The following is an 18750-nucleotide window of genomic DNA, read 5'->3' on the forward strand; positions in this document are numbered from 1 at the left end:
TTTGGAGAAATAAAACCCTATTTTGAAAAAGGTTGTCAGGTCCGAAAATAGGCAATCAAAAAGGACTCAAACTGAAAAAAAGGACTCAAACTGAAAAATCACCTGAAGGTGACCGGAGATCAAAAGGAGCTGAAGCTCGAACCGCATTGACTATAGAATCTGACTTTAAATTTTCAAGGGTCAGGTATGTGGCTCCAAGGGCTGTAGAAATCTGCTGTGCAAGCCCGAATTTTATCATGCTGTTTTCCGTGTCGATTACAGCAGATTGTATGCCTTCATCTCTTAACCGGGAAGCTACTGTTTTTGTTTCCTGGAGAGGAGATTCTCCATTCATACTGACATTGGCCCTGCCGTCAGAGATCAGAACCATAAAAGGACAGGTATCGGGATCACGCAGGAGTTCGGTTTTTATGACCTCATACCCTTTTACAAGGCCTTGCGAAAGAGGCGTCTTTCCACCCGTAGGCATTTCCTGCAAATACTTTTGAGCCAGTTCTATACTGGATGTAGGAGGCAGCAACAGTTCCGCACTATCCCCTTTAAAAGCGATAAGTCCCACTTTGTCGCGTTTCTGGTAGGCGTCCATAAGCATTGAAAGGACTGCCCCTTTGGAAGCAACCATTCGCTGGCGAGCTCCCATAGAACCGCTGGCATCAACCACAAAGAGTACAAGGTTGCCTATTTTTTTCTCCCGTGTTTTTTCCCTGAAATCGGATTCATGAATTGCTACGGAATTGCCATTCTTTTCCCGCGTAAGCTGGAAGGGAGCAGCTGCCCTTAAGGTGGCATCAAAAGCAAGGTCCGTGGTTTTTTCATGAGGAATTGAACTTTTTATATACCTGCCTTTTTTAGACCGGGTAAGGGTCTTGCTGCGCCTGCCGGATCCGTTTCGCTGGGCTCTGCGAAATTCAGGAGACAATTGTTTTACCTGATAGTTTTCCCCTATTTCAAAAGTGGTTTCCGAAGAAGCATTCGGTCGCTCTGCATTCTGATCTTCGGGCTTTTCCTGGTGATGACCTTCAGCTTGTTTGTGCTGCTGATCCGGATCTTCATTCGATTCTTTATTTTGCTGCTCGTGCTTATCTTTCTCTTTGCGGTCATCGTTTTTCGGTTTTTCGTCTTGATTTTTCTGTTTTTCATCCTGATTTTTTGGATTTTCGTCTTGATTTTTCAGTTTTTCCTTCTGCTTTTCCTTATGTTTCTCAATAATGTCGTCCAGTTTATCCTGTTTTTCGGGTTGATTATCAAAAGGCTTTCTGCGCATGCGGTGAGAAAGAGTAAGCCCTGCAGCCTCCCGGACATCTTCCTCGGTTACTTCAGTTCTTCCGTAAAAAGCTGCAAGCGTGAGTGAGGTCTTCATCATGGTGAGGTCTGCCCTGTGCCCGTCCACTCCCATGTCAATACAGATCTGGCTGATCAATTCAAGCAGGTCATCTGAAATCCTGACATCGGAAAGTAGTTTCTGCGCCAGAAGAATCTGCCCGCAAAGCTCGGTTTCGGAAGCCAGCCAGTTTGCTGCAAAAGCTTCAGGGTCTGCCTCATAACTGAGCCTGTATTTTATAAGTTCAACTCTCCGGGACACGTCACTGATGCCTTTTATATCCACACATAAACCAAACCGGTCCAGCAACTGCGGCCGCAGTTCCCCTTCTTCCGGGTTCATGGTACCTACAAGCACAAAGTTAGCAGGATGGGAGTAGGAGATCCCCTCTCTTTCAATAGTGTTTACCCCCATTGCCGCAGAGTCCAGGAGCACATCTACAAGGTGGTCATCGAGAAGGTTAATCTCATCCACATACAGGATGCCCCTGTGGGCCATTGCAAGCACTCCGGGCTCAAAGCGCTTTTCCCCGGTTTTGATAGCATGTTCGATATCAAGGGTCCCGACAACCCGGTCTTCAGTGGCACTTACAGGCAGGTCCGCAACTTTCATTTTTACCGGAGAAATTCTCAGGGTCCCTGCTTTTAGTTTTTCAAGGCACTCTTCACACAGTTCGTTTCTATTATTAGGATTGCATTTGAACTTGCAGCCTTCAACCACCTCGATTTCAGGCAGGAGATTGGCAAGCGCCCGGACTGCAGTTGATTTGGCAGTTCCTTTTTCCCCCCTGATCAGCACCCCTCCCACTTTAGGGTTGATAAGATTTAAGACCAGGGCTTTTTTCATTTTTTCCTGCCCGACTATAGCGGAAAAAGGGTAGATCGTGATGTTGTGGTCCCTCATGGTTTCACCTCAAGAAATTGTATCAGATTCCGACCAGGTATTCTTCAATACTCATGACAGGTATGGACAGGAGAGTGGAAGAAGGAAGAATGGATTCCACATTTTCCACCCTGTTCATGAAAGGGTAAAAGGTCACGTAGAGATTCCCTGAGGTCTTCTTTTCAAACCGGCCAATCCGGATTTCTTCCGTTACCTCGATTTCCGAACCAGCCCAGACAGCATGTTTATTTTCGAGCCTGATTTTCGGATAGGTCTCAACAACAGTAAGCTCTCCGAACTCCTTCCCATAATCCAGTCCAAGTGGGCTGTCAGAAAAATGCAGAAGGTATTTCAGATTAACAGCAGAGAGTTCCTCTCCCTGTATGACGCTGTCAACATATACCGAAAAGAGAGGCACTTCAACCCCATTTAGCTCCTTTGTGTAGAGAAGGGTGTGAGTACCCAGATCTGCCGACTTACCGGGAGAAATTATGCTTGAATAAACCGGGAGGTTGTTCCTGAAAACAGTCAGACAGGCATTATCAGAATCCAGATCGGTGACTTTCAGGGTATACCCTTCTTTCAGGTCATATTCTTCGCCCGGATGGAGGAGTTTCTCATCCTCATCCAGAAGGATATTTACAATACCACGGTCACTACCGAGAGATGCACATTTTCCACCGTTCCAGCCAAGCACGGAATATCCTTCATTAAACCAGTCTTCCCCGTAATCCCTCATCTCCGGGTTTTTATACGCGACCTTAACAGGCAGGGATTCATAAACCAGACCCCCTTCAGGGATCCAATCATTTCCGGCATCAAGGGAAAGTTCAAGGCTTTCTGTACTGAGATTGTACTCAGGATCGTAAAAAAGCATACCAAAAGAATCAGCTGTCCAGGTGCAGGAATCAGGAGAGGAATCTGAGCGGTTTACAGCCAGGGATGTGCCCCTGATCTTATACGATTTGATAGTATCCCTGGTCATGTTGTAAGAACATGCCCGATACACATTATCAGCAACCCTGAAATCGATCAGGTCATCAAGGATGGAAACATAATCTCCGAACTGCAACCTGATAGGCATTCTGTTTTTCAACTCAATATATTTACTCGTAACCGCAGTGACTTCGAACTTGCCATATTCATCTCCTGTTTCGACCTTGAGAGGCGTATCTGAATACCGGTTTACGCTTGTAAGGCGCACAACGGGGTCCTTACTATCAAGAACCTTGTCCAGAGTTCCTTCCAGAATCACATATTCTGTGCCTTCTATCCGTGTCTTGAAGTTAAATTTTGATCCTTCTTCTACGGATTCCGTAGTAATAGGGACAAAATTTTTCTGAAACTCAAGCAGGGCATAATCCCCATTTATCCCCTGAAGCACCAGTTTATAGCCATTTCCAAGATCAAAATCATTACCCTGTTGAAGATCACGGCTTCCGTAGCTCACCAGGCTTTCGCTAAGCAGCCCATCCTCAAGAACCTTATATTTCTTCCCGAAAAAAGCAGTCGAACCGGAACTGATTTTTGAAGTATAGACCGCATCTCCTGTTTCAATAAATCCGTCCTCTGAAAAAGAAAGTTCCAGTGACTCATAGTATGTTCCGGAAGTGGTTGAATAATAAAACCCGGGGCAGTTTTCTCCATTGAGAATGTGATGATCTCCCCCTGCAATACTTACGAGTGGCCCTCGCTGTTCAATAGCACATTCAGCAGGAATAATGATACATAAAAGCATTAATAGAAAAAAAGACACACGCAAGATTTGTAAAATATTATTATTATTATCAATATAAGTCATAAGAAATAGGACATTAATAGTACTAAATAACCCTTTCGCTTTTAAATGGCACAAAACAACTTAGACTCCTGTGAAAAAGATAAACAAACACAATACATTTTTGACTTTGCAGTATTTTGCATTTGAGAGACAGATTCTTCATACAGACGGAGGATATCGAAAAATCAAAGCAACATACTCAAAAAGTGATATTCTTTGATTACTGCGAAAATTTTTAATTTATTTTTTGAAAATATAATTTTTAAAATTCGTCCTAATTAGTAACCACATCTTGTAAAAAAGTATAACTATATTTGTAAAATATAAATTTATTTCGAAATACTTATTAACTATTAGACAATGAATAAAGTTCATGCAGCCAGGAAGAAATACCGTTTGGGGATTTATGTTCCTGCTTCTTGCAGTTCTGGCAATATTGTATTTTCAAACCACGTCTGCTGAAAAGATAGCATACGAGGAAAATTTCGATGATGAATGCAACCTTGAAGGAGACTTTCTCAGCTGCAAAGGCAACGAACTTTATCTTGATACTCAAAACCCTTCCCTGACCGGAGAAGGTGTGTGGAATAAAGATGTAAGCCTGTCTCCGGGAAAAATTTCCTGGAACTGGAATGGCGAAGATCTGGACAACTTTAGCCTATGGTTAAAGATCACATTCAGCGACCATAAGTCAATTTACTATGTTGCTGCAGGGAGCATGAATCCACAATCAGAGGGGGATTATTACCGGGATAAGGAAAACCGGCGGCGTTTTTCTCCTTCTGTTGTAATCGCAGGGATTCCTATGAGTCTGGTTGAAAGAGATCTCTTTGAGGATTATACCAGATACTGCGGTCCTGCTGAAAATATTAAGGTTTTAAGCGTAAGTGCAGGTCTTGGAGACAACAGTACCCGGTACAGGAACGTTTTGAAAATATCAGACCTGAAGATTTACGGCCAATCATAAAATGAATCAAAGGAGCCTGAAAACCAGAGGAGCCTGAAAACCAGAGGAGCCTGAAAATGAAAAAAAGTAGTTTTGCGTTGATGCTCATATTTACACTTGTTTTTTTAGTCTGTTCAGGATGCATATCTTCCGATGTAATGTCTTCCGAGTCCATATCTTCAGATGAAGCTGACGAAAACGTGGGAGAGAGTGCAAGCAGCGAGCCGAATCAGGCAAATATAACGCCTCATGAAAAAGCTTCACCATATCTTTACTGGGAGTATGAGCTTGGAGATGTGACCCCGGAGAATATTCTGGAAGGAAGGTCGGGTGTCCAGGACTGTGTAAGGTATGCCCCGGATGGGAAATATGTGGCTGTAGGGACAGGCTCGAACCTTACAGTTATTGACGTGCCGGAAAAAAAGGTGCTCTGGAAAAAAGCCCTCAAAGGAAACATTTCAGATCTCGCATTCTCAAAAGACGGAAAGTACCTGCTCGCGGGGGAGAGAAGTGCTGAGGGCTACATATATTCCCTGGATACCGGCACAGGCGAGGAGATCCGGACATACAGGACTGCAGATGATCTGGGGACCAACCCCAATCCGAAATACCAGCCCTGCATATACAGGATAACGGCTGCTGATGATGCTGTGTACATTGCGGCAGGCAGATACTGGAAAGATTCCCGATACGGACTTGCTTCAAGGGTATACAGGTTCAGCCCCGAAGGCACTCTTGCCTGGAAACTCCCGGCGGCAGAAAATTACGCCCGGAGTGTTAACTGGATTGATTCAAGCCTGGATGGGAAAAATGTGGTTTTTTCAACAGGGGACTGGACAAATTCCCTTGAAACGGAGGCAGTCGTCTACTCTGTGGATGAAAGCGGAAATCTCCGCTGGAAATACGAAATTCCGCCTTTCATGCCTTATTTTGTTTCTACGGCCATCTGGCACGGACTTGATGTTTCGGATGACGGGTCCAGGGTAACGGCCTATACAGGGGACGGAAGAAAATACCTTTTTTATGACTCTGAGATGAAAAGGCCAGGAGACGGCGAATCAGAGTGGTACTCCGATGAATGGCAGTCCAATGTGACAACTCCGGAGGAGCTTGAAGGAAGTGTCATCTATACTTATGGCGAAAATGCAAAAATTGCTGCCGAAAATGAGGTGCTCTACCTTACAGGAGCTACACTTCCTGCCTACTACCCCGATAAAATCCCCATGGCACACCCCCTTGAAAATTCCCTCATATCATGCGATGCAGAAACAGGAGAAGTTTCCTGGGCTTATAGCCTGGGAGGACGCTGTGCAGGGATCTTCTTCTCTCCGGATATGAGGTTCTTTGTCCTGCCAGTCGGAAAAGATACGTCCTCAGGCAATACTCAGGTCCATGGGGTCCATGCCTTTGGGAACCGGAAATCCGGGAATGGGAATTCAAAGCTGCTCTGGACCTTCAATACCGAAGGGGTTGTTGCGGATGCTGCAATTTCTTCGGACTGCACCGTAGCCGCAGTTGAAGTCCCTCTGCAGCTCGAAAATGGGGATGTAACCGGAAAACACAGGTTAATAATTGTCAGGTGAGAAAATGAAATGGAAACTTTTGATAGCCCTGCTTATACTGGCTTTAATGACTGCAGGATGTGCTGAAAAAAACCAGGAGCCCGGCAGCAGCGGATCGGTCCAGGCTTCGGGATCAGGGATACAGGATACGCAGGAAATAAGTAATTCCGAATCCGGGGTACCCATAGACTCGGTAGTTTTCTCAAGGACCGGAGCCCTGCTAACCCTGAAAAATGAGGTGGATATCTCAGAGATAAGGATTTCTTCGGACAACAACCCGGTGGCTTCTCTGGAGATTGAAAAAACCGAAGATCAGGCCTTTGCAGCTTTTGACTGGAACCCTGAAACCCGGTACAGGTTTGAGGTGATAACGGGTTTGGGGACATCCGGTGCTCTGGAGGTCTATGCTCCTGAAAAACCGGCTTTGAAAGAGGAGTACACCATAGAGCTTGAGGATGTAACTCCCGGACCCATCGAAAAAACCTCCACGAATATAAAAGGTGTAACGAAATTCTCTCCTGACAATAGTTATCTTGCCATTGGAACTCATGGAGGTTCTCTGAAACTTATAGAGCTTGCAACAGGTGATAAAGTATGGGAAAAGCAGCTTGTTAAAGGGATATCGGATGCGAGAATCGCGGACATAGAGTTTTCAGAGGACAGCAAGCGCCTTATTGTAGGAGAAGAGAGCCCGGATGCTTTGATCTATTGTTTTGACCTTAACGGTACCGAAATCTGGAAATTTGGGGCAAGTGAGGACCTGGGTTCAGACCTCAAGTACATGCCTGCAATGAAAAAGATAAAACTTGATTCGAACGGGAATATTTATGTCGCTGCCAGCAGGGCCTGCGGCTATATAGGTGAGAAATACAAGTACCTCGGAAGGGTTTATTCCTTTGACCCTGAAGGCAACCTGCGCTGGAAATTCCCCGAATCCGAACTCATGGACTCGGGGGTTACATGGATTGATGCCACTCCTGACGGAGAATACGCCGCTTTTGGCACCACCTGTTTTACAAAGGCAGATAAATGGCAAGATGGGACCGTGCATGTCCTGAAAGGAAATACGGGAGAAGAGTACTGGAGCTACAAAATCCCACCAGTTGAACCGTTCTTTGACTATTCTGCAATCTGGTACAGCACACAGATTACTCCTGACGGGGAACAGATAATAACAATGACAAGTGATGGCCGGGCCTTTTTATTCAATAATTCCCGGATCATTGAGACAGGGGTTCCTGAGATTACGTGGCAGCAGAACATCTCAACCCCGATAGTCGTAAGTGGAGTACCCATCTACGGCAGTGCGAATTATGCTTACATCGTCAACGACACCCTGATCTTTTCAATCGGGAGCACTTTCTCCAAAGATAAAAATAAGGATGCTCCTTTTGAACACCCCAGCGGGAACAGCCTCTTTGCCTATGATTATGACGGCAATCTGCTGTGGAAATGGAGACTTGACGGCTATGCAGGGGAATGTGCACGGAATGACCGCTATCTTGTGATCCCCCTTGCCCAGAACCTGGTAACCGAGGACAGAAGCGTTCACGGGGTCTATGTCTTTGACGTCTCAAAAAGCGGAGGTGCAAGTTCCAGGCTCAGCCAGATTTACGGAACCGAAGGAATTACGGTATCTGCTGACATCTCTTCTGATGGAAGGTATATCGCAGCCTTAGAAGCCCCTGCAAGGCTTGATGACGGCACAGTGCTCGGAGAATATAGAGTGCATATCCTGACATGAGGAGGAAAAAATGAAAATTGTTTCAGTAACCTGGAATTCATACATTCCTACTCTTCTTGAAGCAGCAGAGGAACAGGTAATAGAGCTCGAGGCTTACTACTCAAAAATCCTGGAAGAAAACCCTGAAGAAGCTGAGAAGGTGCTTTCTGCATGTGAGCAGGCTGATGCCGTCTTTATTTACCATATAGCCAATCCTTTCTGGGAAGAATTCTATGAAAGGCTCGAACCCTTAAAAACAAGGATACCCGTAATCTGTGTGGGAAGCGACCCCTCCAGTTTCACCCTTTCTTCCGTGAAACTTGAGATCGCAGCCACATGTTTTTCTTACATAATATACGGAGGGAAAGAAAACTTTGGAAATATGCTGTGCTACATCTCAAAAGAGGTTTGTGGAACTGAGATTGAAGTAAAACCCCCGGAAAAGATTCCATGGGACGGGCTCTATCACCCGGATGCAAGGGAAATGTTCTCAAGCCTCCGGGAGTACCTGAACTGGTACGGGCTCCTGAAGGACAAAACCGTGGGGCTGCTTATTTCCAGGACTTCCTGGGTAAACAATGACCTTGAGATTGAGAAGACCCTCATAAGAGATTTCGAAACCCTGGGACTTTCTGTTGTTCCCGTTTTTGCTTATTCGTTAAAAGATAAAGAACTTGGAAGCAGGGGCATGAATGAGGTCATTGAAGATTACTTTATGGAAAACGGAAAAACCGTCATAGACGCTCTTGTGAAACTCTCCCCATTTTTCATAATGAGCAATAAAAACAAAGAAGATAAAAGCTCATGTGCAGCAAAAGGCGTCGAACTTTTACAGAACCTTGACGTCCCTGTTTTCCAGCCTGTCATTTCCCACTACATCACATTAGAACAATGGCAGGAGTCACAGGGTTTAAGCACTGAGATCGGATGGGGCGTGGCTCTGCCTGAGTTTGAGGGCGTAATTGAGCCCATTATAATAGGTGCAGGCAAAAAGGAAGGAAATTACATAGGGCGTGCCCCCATCCCGGAGCGCTGCTCAAAACTTGCATCCAGGGTCCTTAAATGGATAACCCTTCGGAAAAAACCGGTTAACCGGAGAAAGGTTGCTTTTATCCTGCACAACAGGCCCTGCACAGGGGTTGAAGGCTCGGTTGGGGATGCTGCAAACCTTGATTCCCTTGAAAGCGTGGCAAGGATATTAAACCGGATGCAGGAAGCAGGCTATGCGGTCAACTCTCCCCTGGACGGCAGGGAACTTATTGAAACTATCCTCAACAGAAAAGCAATTTCCGAGTTTAGATGGACCCCCATAAATGAAATCGTAAAGAACGGAGGGGTTCTGGCTTTTGTGGAAAAAGAAGAATATGAACAATTTTTCAATACCCTGAGCCCGAATGTAAGGCAGAGGGTTATCGAGGGATGGGGAAAACCTCCAGGAGAAGAAGTCAACGGCATTCCTGCTGCAATGGTCTATGAAAACAAAATCGTTGTGACCGGGGTACAGTATGGAAATTCTGTTGTCTGTGTGCAGCCAAAGCGAGGATGTGCAGGTGCCAGATGTGATGGAAAAGTCTGCAAGATCCTGCACGACCCTGACGTTCCGCCAACCCATCAGTACCTTGCTACCTACAGGTACCTTGAAAACACCTTTGGAGCTGATGTGCTCGTACATGTAGGGACCCACGGAAACCTTGAGTTCCTGCCCGGAAAAGGGGTGGGGCTTTCAGGAGACTGTTATCCTGATATCGGAATCGGAACTATTCCCCATCTCTACATCTACAATTCTGACAATCCCCCGGAGGGCACCATTGCCAAACGCCGGAGCCTTGCCTGCCTTATTGACCATATGCAGACGGTCATGACCTCGGGAGGGCTTTATGGAAGCCTTGAAGAACTTGACAGGCTGCTCGGAGAATACGAACAGGTAAAATATGACAAGGGACGGGCACATGCCCTGAAGCACCTGATCCTTGACGAGATAAAAAAATCGAACCTGGACTCCGAGATAAAAGCCGACCACCAGACTCCTTTTGAGGAAATTATAAGGAAAGCGCATGAAGCTCTCGGAAAGATAAGGAACAGCCAGATCCATAACGGGATGCACATCTTCGGGCAGCTCCCCGAGGGCAAGAAGAAAGTTGAGTTCATAAACTCGATTTTAAGGTACGATGACCAGGAAAGTGTGGGAAACAGGGTTTCGATCCGGAGGCTGATTGCAGGGCTTCTAGGACTTGACCTTGACGAACTGATCTCTGACCAGAGCCTGATTTCAGCAAATGGGAAGTCAAATGGCCAGAGGCTTGAGGAGATTGATTCGCTTTCAAAAGATTTCATCAGGGCATTCATAAGTAACCCGGAAAAAGAGCCGGACCGGATAATCAAAGAGGTTATTTCAGGGCAGAATTTTGCAGGGCAGAGTTTTGAGGTTCAGAGCACAAATCCGACCTCCTCCCGGATCGCTGCTGCAATCTGTGAAAGGATTCTTGACCTTGAGTCCAGAATAGATGCATCTCTGGAAATTGAAGCTCTTCTGCATGGTTTTGAAGGAGGGTATATCCCGGCCGGACCTTCGGGCCTGATCATGCGCGGAAGGGATGACGTACTGCCAACCGGCAGGAATTTTTATTCTCTGGACCCAAAACGGGTCCCGACAAAAGCTGCCTGGAGAGTGGGACAGCAGCTCTCCGGGGTTTTGATTGATAAACACCTCAGAGAGGAGGGCCGTTATCCTGAAAACGTAGCATTTTACTGGATGGCAAACGACATCATGTGGGCTGATGGAGAGGGCATGGCCCAGATTATGAGCCTGCTCGGGGTTGAACCGCTCTGGCTTGGCAATGGGCGCCTTAAGGGGTTCTCTGTTATTCCCCTTGAAGAGCTGGGAAGGCCCAGGATTGATGTTACTATCAGGATCTCCGGAATCCTCAGGGACAATTTCCCGAACTGCCTGGAGGTTATAGATGAGGCTATTCAGGCTGTAGCCTCTCTTGACGAACCGGAGGACATGAACTATCCGGGAAAACACAGCCACAGGATGATTGAGGAAGGAGCGGGTTCCAGAGAAGCTACTTTAAGGATCTTTTCAAGCAAACCCGGGACCTATTCCGCAGGGGTGCAGCTTGCAGTCTATGCGAGTGCCTGGAAGGACGAAAAGGACCTGGCAGACATCTTCCTTTACTGGAACGGATATGCATATGGAAAAGACGTAAAGGGCCAGGAAGCCCACACCCAGCTTGCTTCAAACCTCAAGACGGTTGACGCTACCTTTAACAAAGTAGTCAGTGATGAGTACGACCTCCTTGGCTGCTGCTGTTACTTTGGAGTCCACGGAGGGCTCACGGCTGCCGCCAAACAGGCTTCGGGCAGGGACGTGAAGGTCTATTTTGGGGATACAAGAGAACCGCAGCATGTCGAAGTCCGGGACATGGCCGATGAACTGCGAAGGGTCGTAAGAACCAGGCTTTTAAACCCGAAATGGATCGAAGGGATGAGACAGCACGGGTACAAGGGCGCACAGGACATTTCGAAGAGAGTCGGAAGAGTCTACGGCTGGGAAGCTTCTACTCAGGAAGTGGATGACTGGATCTTTGATGACATCACAAAGGCTTTTGTGCTTGATGAAGAAATGCGCAGGTTCTTTGAAAAGAACAATCCCTACGCTCTTGAGGAAATGTCTCGCAGGCTCCTTGAAGCGCAGTCAAGAGGGCTCTGGAACCCTGACCCGCAGGTGTTTGAAGACCTGAAAAACTCTTACCTTGAGATCGAAAGCTGGATGGAAGAGCTGGCAGGAGAGGGAGAGTTTCAGGGAGGAGCTGTGGACATCATGAGCTTTGAAGATGTCCCTGACTGGGATAAGAAGATGCAGGAAATCCGAAAAATCCTCAAGTGAAAAGGGTTGCGGAATGAAAAACATAGTTTTTTTCTTCCTTGTACTGGTGCTGGCAATACAACCCGCAACAGCCGAGGAATTCAAACCTGAAGATATGACCACATTCATGATTCAGGCCCCACATGGGGTGGAGGGAAGCGGTCTTGCAGTCGGAGGCAGCAACCTTTCTGCATACCTTTTTTTTGAGAGCTATTATGACGGAAATATGAATGTGACAATGGAACTTGATTTACCTGAGGGTTTTGTGCTCCGTGATACTCCTGTCCATTCCTTTTCACTTCAGACCGAGTACGAAGACTGGTACAGGCTCGTTGATTTTTATGTGCCTGCTGACATTTCCCCCGGGACCTATAACATAACTGCAACTGCAGTTGTTGAGGTTGAAGGAAATAAGCATACTATTGTGCGCAGGACCCGGCTTAAGGTTGCTTCGAAAGAGGAAATCGCAGAAGAAATGGCAGTATCCGGACTTACAGTACCATCGGATGAGGACGGATATGGAGACCCGAGTCATCCTGCCAGCACCCTGGTCATCCGGGAAACCTCGCCTGCTCTCAAAAAACTGCTTAAGGTAACAGACCTCCAGATCAATAGAGAGGAACTCACTTCAACCTACATAGGAGTGGAAATTACCAACAATGGAGACAGTACGGTCCCTGTTATAATTACATATGATGTCCTCGACATTAAGACCGGAGAGCCGGTAAAAGCTTTTAAGCCTGCCATTATGGGAATGAACGCCGATACCCTGTGCTATGCCACTGTAACACTTGCTCCGGGTTCAAGTTCGCTGGTAAGCCTCCCCCTCTATATATCTGAGGATGCGATGGGAGGAGAGTACCTGCTAAGAGTAAAGGTAAAGCTCACAGGCAGCGACTGGGTTGCAGTAACACGGGATCAAAAAATAACTGCAATCTCCAGGAAATGGGGACCCATAATAATTACTCTCGTCTCCTCTTTACTTGGACTGACTGCAGTAAGCCTCTTCTTTTCAAGATCAAAAGAGATAATGGACAGGTTTAAGACCCGTAACCTTGTGCTGATTGCCCTTTTTGGTACTGTTTCTTTTGCAGCCATAAACCTGCCTATGACAATTCTGTGGGAGCTGTCCCATGCAGTATTCGGGCCTTTCAGTTTCCTGTTTACAGGGCTCTTCCACGAGATTCTCCTTTACATGCTCATTGCCTCTCTCGTTGTCCTGATTCCAAAACCCGGAGTTGTAAGCCTTTTTATGATGGTCAGGTTCCTGCTTGGAGGCTTTATAACCGGGAGTTTCACCCCGATTACTTTCATAACATTGTCCCTGAGCGCGGTAGTTCTGGAGGTTCTGATGTATGCTGCAGGGATTACCGGTAAAAACCCGGCCCCGGAAAACAGATTCAGAATGGGGGTTGTCTGCGGAATTGCCGATATGGCCAGCGGGTATGCGTCCTTCAGTGTCTGGATGGTGCTCTACAGGCTGTTCTACAGCGACTGGTATATTATGGCAAACATCCTGATCGACGGCTTCCTCTACACTTTCATTGGAGCCTGGTTTGGAATAAGCCTCGGAAAGAGGCTGAAGAAGGTGGCGGAATAAAGGTGGCAGGCAGAATAAGACGGTACAGTGAGGCAGAATAAAGGTGGTACAGTGAGGCAGAATAAGGTGGCACAATGAGGAGAAATAAAGTGGTACAGTGGAGCAGAATAAAGGTGGTACAATGATAGAGATAAAAGACCTGTGGTACACCTATCCCGGAAGAACGGAACCGACATTAAAAGGGGTCAATCTGAAAATAGAGGAGGGGGAATTCGTCCTCCTGACAGGACCTACAGGCTGCGGGAAGAGCACTTTACTAAAAACCCTTAATGGCATAATTCCCCATGAATCCGGAGGAATATTTTCAGGCAGCATCCGGATCAACGGAATAGAAACCAGAGATTCAAACCAGATGGAGCTTTCAAGAGGTGTAGGCCTTGTTTTCCAGAACCCCGATGACCAGATCTTTTCTACAACCGTTGAGGACGAAATAGCCTTTGGGCCCGAAAACCTCTGCATGGAGAGAGAAGAGATTGATAAGAAGGTAGAAGAAGCCCTTCGGATGGTCGGGATGTCCGGACACAGACAGGACTCCACGAATTCGCTTTCGGGGGGACAGAAACAGAGGATCTGCATTGCAAGCATGCTTGCTATGATGCCTGAAATCCTTGCCATGGATGAGCCGGTAAGCCAGATGGACCCGATGGGCACCCTGGAAGTCCTGAATACTGTGAGAGAACTTAACAGGAAACTGAAGATGACCATTCTGCTGGTTGAGCACCGGCTGCATGATCTTGCATCCTTTGTAGATAGGATTGTCATAATGGATGGCGGAAAAATAATCTTTGACCAGCCCGCTTCAAAAGCTTTTGATAATCTGGAGGTCTTTCACAGGCTGGGACTTCGGGTTCCTGAGCCCGTTGAATTCTGCCACAGACTGGGAATAAGGGCAAGTCCCCTCAGTGTCAGGGAAGCTCTTGCCGTGCTGAACAGGAAAAACTTTAAAGAAAATATGAAAACTCCTCAGCTCTTTCCGGACCCGGGAGAAGATACTGAAGCACAATCAGAAGCGCAATCAGAAGCGCAATCAGAAGCACGAGCTGGCTCTCCCGAAAATAATGATTCTATAGAAAATAATGATCCTATAAGAAAGAATGACTCTATAATATCTATCCGGGATATGTGGTCAGGATATGAAAAAAACAGGATGGTACTTAAAGGCATAAATCTGGAAATCCGTAAAGGCGAAAGAGTTGCAGTCATGGGTACAAATGGCTCAGGCAAATCAACCCTGCTTTTGAACCTTGCAGCCATGCTCAAACCATACAAAGGAAGTGTAAAGGTCCTCGGGGAGGACACAAAGCCCAGAAACCCGTATTCTTTTGCAGGTAGAGTCGGGTTCGTATTCCAGAACCCTGACCTTATGCTCTTCTGTGATTCAGCTGAGGAAGAAGCGAGATTCGGACCTGTTCAGTTAAAGTATAAGAATATCGAGGAAAGGGCAAGGACCTCGCTTGAAGCCATGTCAATTCTAAACCTCAAGCAGGACCTCCCCCAGTCCCTGAGCCGGGGGCAGAGGCTCAGGACAGCCGTTGCCTCGGTACTTTCCATAAATCCTGAAATCATTCTCCTTGATGAACCTACAACAGGGCAGGATAGAGTAAATATAGAACAGATGATGGATTATTTCAAAAATAACCATTCCACCCTGGTTTTCTGTACCCATGATATAGAAATTGCAATGCTCTATGCTACAAGAATCCTTGTGATGAATGAGGGCCGGATTATAGCAGATGGAAAGGGAAGAGAGGTCATAAAAAACATCGAGATCCTCAGGAAAGCCTCCCTTACCCAGCCCCCGGTTGTTGAGATTGCGAACTATCTGGGAGTGGACGCCTTTTCGGTCACGGAACTTGTGGAAATGCTGACCCGTAGAACTTCTGAAGTGATAAATTCTGAAGTGATAAATTCTGAAGTGATAAATTCTGAAGCGATAAATTCTGAAGTGATAAATGTTGAAGGGATAAAATGTGAAGTGATAAGATGCTGACCTGTAGAAACCCTGAAGTGATAATATGATAGGTGCCAGATCAATTGCAGAACCAACGATTAAAGACACAATCATTCACAGGATGGACCCACGGGCAAAGATACTGGTTCTAATCTCCACTGCTTTTGTCGCAGTAACCCTGGACAATCCCAAAACCATGTTCTTGTTGTTTCTGATCGTACTTTCGGGATTTGCGCTTGCAAGGATGCCAGCAATAAAGCTCAAAACCCTGACTCTACTACTCGTGCTTTTGATCTGGGGGACTATCTACTCTCAGGCTCTTTTTTATTCCCAGCTTCCAAGGACCGTGATTTTTACCATAATCCAGCCTGATTTTCCGGTTCTGGGCTGGCTGACAAACGGAGGGCTTTTCGTATATGAGGAAGGGCTCCGGCACGGCGCAATTCAGGGCTTAAGGTCGGCTTCAATCCTGTCCCTTGGACTGTTGATGTGCTGGACCACGGACTCAAGGGATATGCTAAACGGGCTTGTGGGGCTCAGGGTCCCTTACAGCGTGGCCTTTATGGTGGTAACAGCAGTCCGGTTCCTGCCAATAATAATCACTGAAGTGGTTACTGTAGTAACAGTCCAGAGACTCAGGGGTTTTAATCCGAAAAGGTTCGGGTCAGGGATCGTAAAAACGTCCCTTAATATACTGACTCCGACTCTCTCAAACTGTGTAAGGAGGACTGGCACCCTTGCAGTTTCAATCCAGAGCCGGGCTTTCCGGGCAAATCCGGACAGGACATACCTCAAAAAACTGAAGTTTTCGGAATTTGATAAGGCAATGGTCACGGTCTGTATTTTTGCTGCCATAAGTATTGTGACCATAAAGCTTCTTTACAATATGTACACAAGTGGAATTTATTATACCTCAGGTTTAAGGCCTGTTTATGCGATTGCAAGGGGATACCTGTGATAGAAATAAAAAAATTATCCAGATCCTTCGGAAACCTGCTTGCTGTTGATAATATAGACCTCGATGTGGGAAACGAGATCTTTGGCCTCCTGGGGCCCAACGGGGCAGGCAAAAGTACGACAGTCATGATGCTTACAACCCTGATAAAACCAAGCAGCGGCACTGCAAAGGTCTGCGGGTATGATGTTGTAAGGGACTCAAAAAAAGTAAGGTCAAAGATAAGCTATGTCCCCCAGGACATGGCAGTGGACCGAAAGCTCACGGGCAGGGAAAATGTGCTGCTTTATGCAAAACTCTATGGGATTCCGAACCGAAACTCAAAAGTTGATGAAGTGCTTGAAATGATGGCCCTTTCGGACCGTGCCGGCGACCTTGTAAAAACATACTCGGGAGGAATGAGAAGGCGCCTTGAACTTGCTCAGGCGCTTGTGCACGAGCCTGAAGTCCTGTTCCTGGACGAACCCACCCTCGGCCTTGATATAAGCGGAAGAAGGAAGATCTGGGAACATATCAGGATGCTGAAAGCCGAAGGGATGACCATATTCATGACCACTCATTACCTTGAAGAGGCAGAAAAGTACTGCAACAGGGTTGCTATTATTGACAAAGGCAGAATAGCAGTTGTTGGCTCTCCTGAAAACCTTGTAAGTTCAATAGGAGAAGATGCTTCCCTTAATGATGTTTTTCTTGAGAAAGTTAAAACCCCTGAAGACCAGGCAGGGTTTAATTCAACCCAGTTTAGAAACCTTCTGAGGCGAAGATAATGAGAGCAGTATTCTACTATTTTGAAAGGGACCTCGTAAAATGGCTCAGAGGAAGGATTACCGTTATTTCTTCACTTATAATGCCTGCAGCCTGGCTGGTATTTGTCGGGCTTGCCCTGCCCACAAAATTTACTGATAACTACCTTGAGTTTATCACCCCTGGAATCCTTGTCATGACGACTCTCTTTTCCTCCCTGCAGGGCGGATCACTTATGATTTTTGATAAAATACTGGGCTTTTTGAATAAGTTCCTCGCCATGCCCTCCCCGCGTGAAAGCCTGCTGTACGGAAAAATCCTCTTTATCAGCGTAAGGGGCCTGCTGCAGGCAACTGTGATCCTCCTGATGGCTACGCTCCTTGGGGTAAAGGTACTGAACCCGATAAATATAGTTCTGATATATCTGACCCTGTTTCTGTTTTCGGTATTTTTCTCTGCACTCTCAACTATGATAGGCCTATACTTAAATGACCATGACAGCTATGCAGCTGTGAACAGCATGATCAGCATGCCGCTCTTTTTCACAAGCAGTGCGCTTATGCCCTACGAAGTCATGCCTGCCTGGTTGAAGGCACTTGCCAGACTCAATCCTGTCAGCTATGCCATAGACAGCACAAGAATGCTGTTTGAAGGAACGATCCCTGTATACGGAATCCTTGGACTCGCAACCGGAGCCGGAATAATGGTCCTCCTCGGGACATATCAGTTCCGGAAGGCAGTTGTATGAAAAAAGAGAAAAAGGAAAAAGAGAAAAAGGAAAAAGGAAAAAGGAAAAAAAGTTATTTACCCATAATTAGTCCTCTTGAGCGCAGCGAAAAGGACTGCGGGCTCCCGAATCGCAATTCGGGCGGCAATTCGGGGTTTAGACCTGCTTTATATTCATGTTGAGGGCAACTTCTGCGATATCGGCGCTGTATTCCGAAACCCTCCGCAGGCTCTCAAGGACCATGCTGAGCTCGATATTGCCAGAGCCGTCTTCGCCTTTGGTTTCAAGAGAAACTCCAAACTGGGAAACTTTTTTGGCTTCAACAACGATTTTGTTTATAGCCTGGAGGTCTTCTTCCTGCATTGAATATATTGAGCTCTCAAAAACTTTCTGGGAGAGTTCAGCCATCTTGAAAATAGGGTCATCGGCACTGATTCCGGAGTCCATCTTAAGTACATTCCTGGCGATCCGGACAGCATGATCTCCTACACGCTCTATGCTCTTGGTAATAAGCCTGTACCCAAGACATTCCCGTGGGTGCCTGATTCCTATTTTTTCTGAAAGTTCAATATCCTCAATTGAAGCCTTTAGCTGACGGACTGAGAGAAGGTAGAAACGATCCACATCATCATCTCTCTGGATGACGTCCTCTGCGATCTCCACATTATGGTCCCGAAGGGCGGTCATGGAG

At 46.5% G+C, this 18750-nt stretch carries 12 protein-coding genes; 9 read left to right on the plus strand and 3 right to left on the minus strand.

Features of this window, described 5'->3' with window-relative positions; translation table 11 throughout:
* Positions 1 to 85: 85 nt before the first annotated feature.
* Both EO95_RS11560 and EO95_RS11565 read right to left on the minus strand, forming a co-directional pair.
* On the minus strand, positions 86 to 2224 hold the full coding sequence (locus EO95_RS11560) for a putative cobaltochelatase (protein WP_048134836.1): 2139 nt from the start codon (positions 2222 to 2224) through the stop codon (positions 86 to 88).
* A 22-nt stretch (positions 2225 to 2246) separates the two neighbouring features.
* On the minus strand, positions 2247 to 3941 hold the full coding sequence (locus tag EO95_RS11565) for an S-layer protein domain-containing protein (RefSeq protein ID WP_235282986.1): 1695 nt from the start codon (positions 3939 to 3941) through the stop codon (positions 2247 to 2249).
* A gap of 415 nt (positions 3942 to 4356) precedes the next feature.
* Between EO95_RS11565 and EO95_RS11570 the strand changes: the two genes are divergently transcribed.
* The 9 genes from EO95_RS11570 (at position 4357) to EO95_RS11610 (ending at position 18080) form a co-directional block, all read left to right on the plus strand.
* Positions 4357 to 4950, plus strand: coding sequence for a hypothetical protein (locus EO95_RS11570; RefSeq protein WP_048134838.1), 594 nt, complete (start codon positions 4357 to 4359; stop codon positions 4948 to 4950).
* 56 nt (positions 4951 to 5006) lie between these two features.
* Positions 5007 to 6512 carry a WD40 repeat domain-containing protein gene (locus EO95_RS11575; RefSeq protein ID WP_048134839.1) on the plus strand — a complete coding sequence of 502 codons (1506 nt, stop codon included), beginning with the start codon at positions 5007 to 5009 and terminating at the stop codon, positions 6510 to 6512.
* 4 nt (positions 6513 to 6516) lie between these two features.
* Positions 6517 to 8235, plus strand: coding sequence for a WD40 repeat domain-containing protein (locus EO95_RS11580; protein WP_048134840.1), 1719 nt, complete (start codon positions 6517 to 6519; stop codon positions 8233 to 8235).
* Between the two features lie 10 nt (positions 8236 to 8245).
* Positions 8246 to 12103: a cobaltochelatase subunit CobN gene (gene cobN / locus EO95_RS11585; protein WP_048134841.1), complete on the plus strand. Its 3858-nt coding sequence runs from the start codon at positions 8246 to 8248 to the stop codon at positions 12101 to 12103.
* Between the two features lie 13 nt (positions 12104 to 12116).
* A complete protein-coding gene (locus tag EO95_RS11590) occupies positions 12117 to 13682 on the plus strand; it encodes a hypothetical protein (protein WP_048134848.1) in 1566 nt (521 codons plus the stop codon).
* Between the two features lie 121 nt (positions 13683 to 13803).
* Positions 13804 to 15672, plus strand: coding sequence for an ABC transporter ATP-binding protein (locus EO95_RS11595; protein WP_235282987.1), 1869 nt, complete (start codon positions 13804 to 13806; stop codon positions 15670 to 15672).
* Positions 15673 to 15697: 25 nt separating this feature from the next.
* On the plus strand, positions 15698 to 16591 hold the full coding sequence (locus tag EO95_RS11600) for an energy-coupling factor transporter transmembrane protein EcfT (RefSeq protein WP_048134843.1): 894 nt from the start codon (positions 15698 to 15700) through the stop codon (positions 16589 to 16591).
* The gene (locus EO95_RS11605) at positions 16588 to 17355 is read left to right on the plus strand and encodes an ABC transporter ATP-binding protein (RefSeq protein ID WP_048134844.1); all 768 of its coding nucleotides are present in this window, start codon (positions 16588 to 16590) and stop codon (positions 17353 to 17355) included. Before EO95_RS11600 ends, EO95_RS11605 begins: the two co-directional genes overlap by 4 nt.
* On the plus strand, positions 17355 to 18080 hold the full coding sequence (locus EO95_RS11610) for an ABC transporter permease (protein WP_048134845.1): 726 nt from the start codon (positions 17355 to 17357) through the stop codon (positions 18078 to 18080). The genes EO95_RS11605 and EO95_RS11610 overlap by 1 nt, the downstream gene beginning before the upstream one ends.
* A gap of 135 nt (positions 18081 to 18215) precedes the next feature.
* Here EO95_RS11610 and EO95_RS11615 read toward each other — a convergent pair.
* The coding region (locus tag EO95_RS11615; RefSeq protein ID WP_048134849.1) for a phosphate uptake regulator PhoU at positions 18216 to 18750 on the minus strand (535 nt) is incomplete at its 5' end.

Origin of the sequence: Methanosarcina sp. 1.H.T.1A.1, from assembly GCF_000979295.1 — an archaeon.
In the GTDB taxonomy this organism is placed as follows: domain Archaea; phylum Halobacteriota; class Methanosarcinia; order Methanosarcinales; family Methanosarcinaceae; genus Methanosarcina.

Excerpts from the sequence above, each read along its gene's own strand:
- EO95_RS11560 (WP_048134836.1), bottom strand. The coding sequence starts at position 2,224 with ATGAGGGACCACAACATCACGATCTACCCTTTTTCCGCTATAGTCGGG.
- EO95_RS11565 (WP_235282986.1), bottom strand. The coding sequence starts at position 3,941 with ATGCTTTTATGTATCATTATTCCTGCTGAATGTGCTATTGAACAGCGA.
- EO95_RS11570 (WP_048134838.1), top strand. The coding sequence starts at position 4,357 with ATGCAGCCAGGAAGAAATACCGTTTGGGGATTTATGTTCCTGCTTCTT.
- EO95_RS11575 (WP_048134839.1), top strand. The coding sequence starts at position 5,007 with ATGAAAAAAAGTAGTTTTGCGTTGATGCTCATATTTACACTTGTTTTT.
- EO95_RS11580 (WP_048134840.1), top strand. The coding sequence starts at position 6,517 with ATGAAATGGAAACTTTTGATAGCCCTGCTTATACTGGCTTTAATGACT.
- cobN (WP_048134841.1), top strand. The coding sequence starts at position 8,246 with ATGAAAATTGTTTCAGTAACCTGGAATTCATACATTCCTACTCTTCTT.
- EO95_RS11590 (WP_048134848.1), top strand. The coding sequence starts at position 12,117 with ATGAAAAACATAGTTTTTTTCTTCCTTGTACTGGTGCTGGCAATACAA.
- EO95_RS11595 (WP_235282987.1), top strand. The coding sequence starts at position 13,804 with ATGATAGAGATAAAAGACCTGTGGTACACCTATCCCGGAAGAACGGAA.
- EO95_RS11600 (WP_048134843.1), top strand. The coding sequence starts at position 15,698 with ATGATAGGTGCCAGATCAATTGCAGAACCAACGATTAAAGACACAATC.
- EO95_RS11610 (WP_048134845.1), top strand. The coding sequence starts at position 17,355 with ATGAGAGCAGTATTCTACTATTTTGAAAGGGACCTCGTAAAATGGCTC.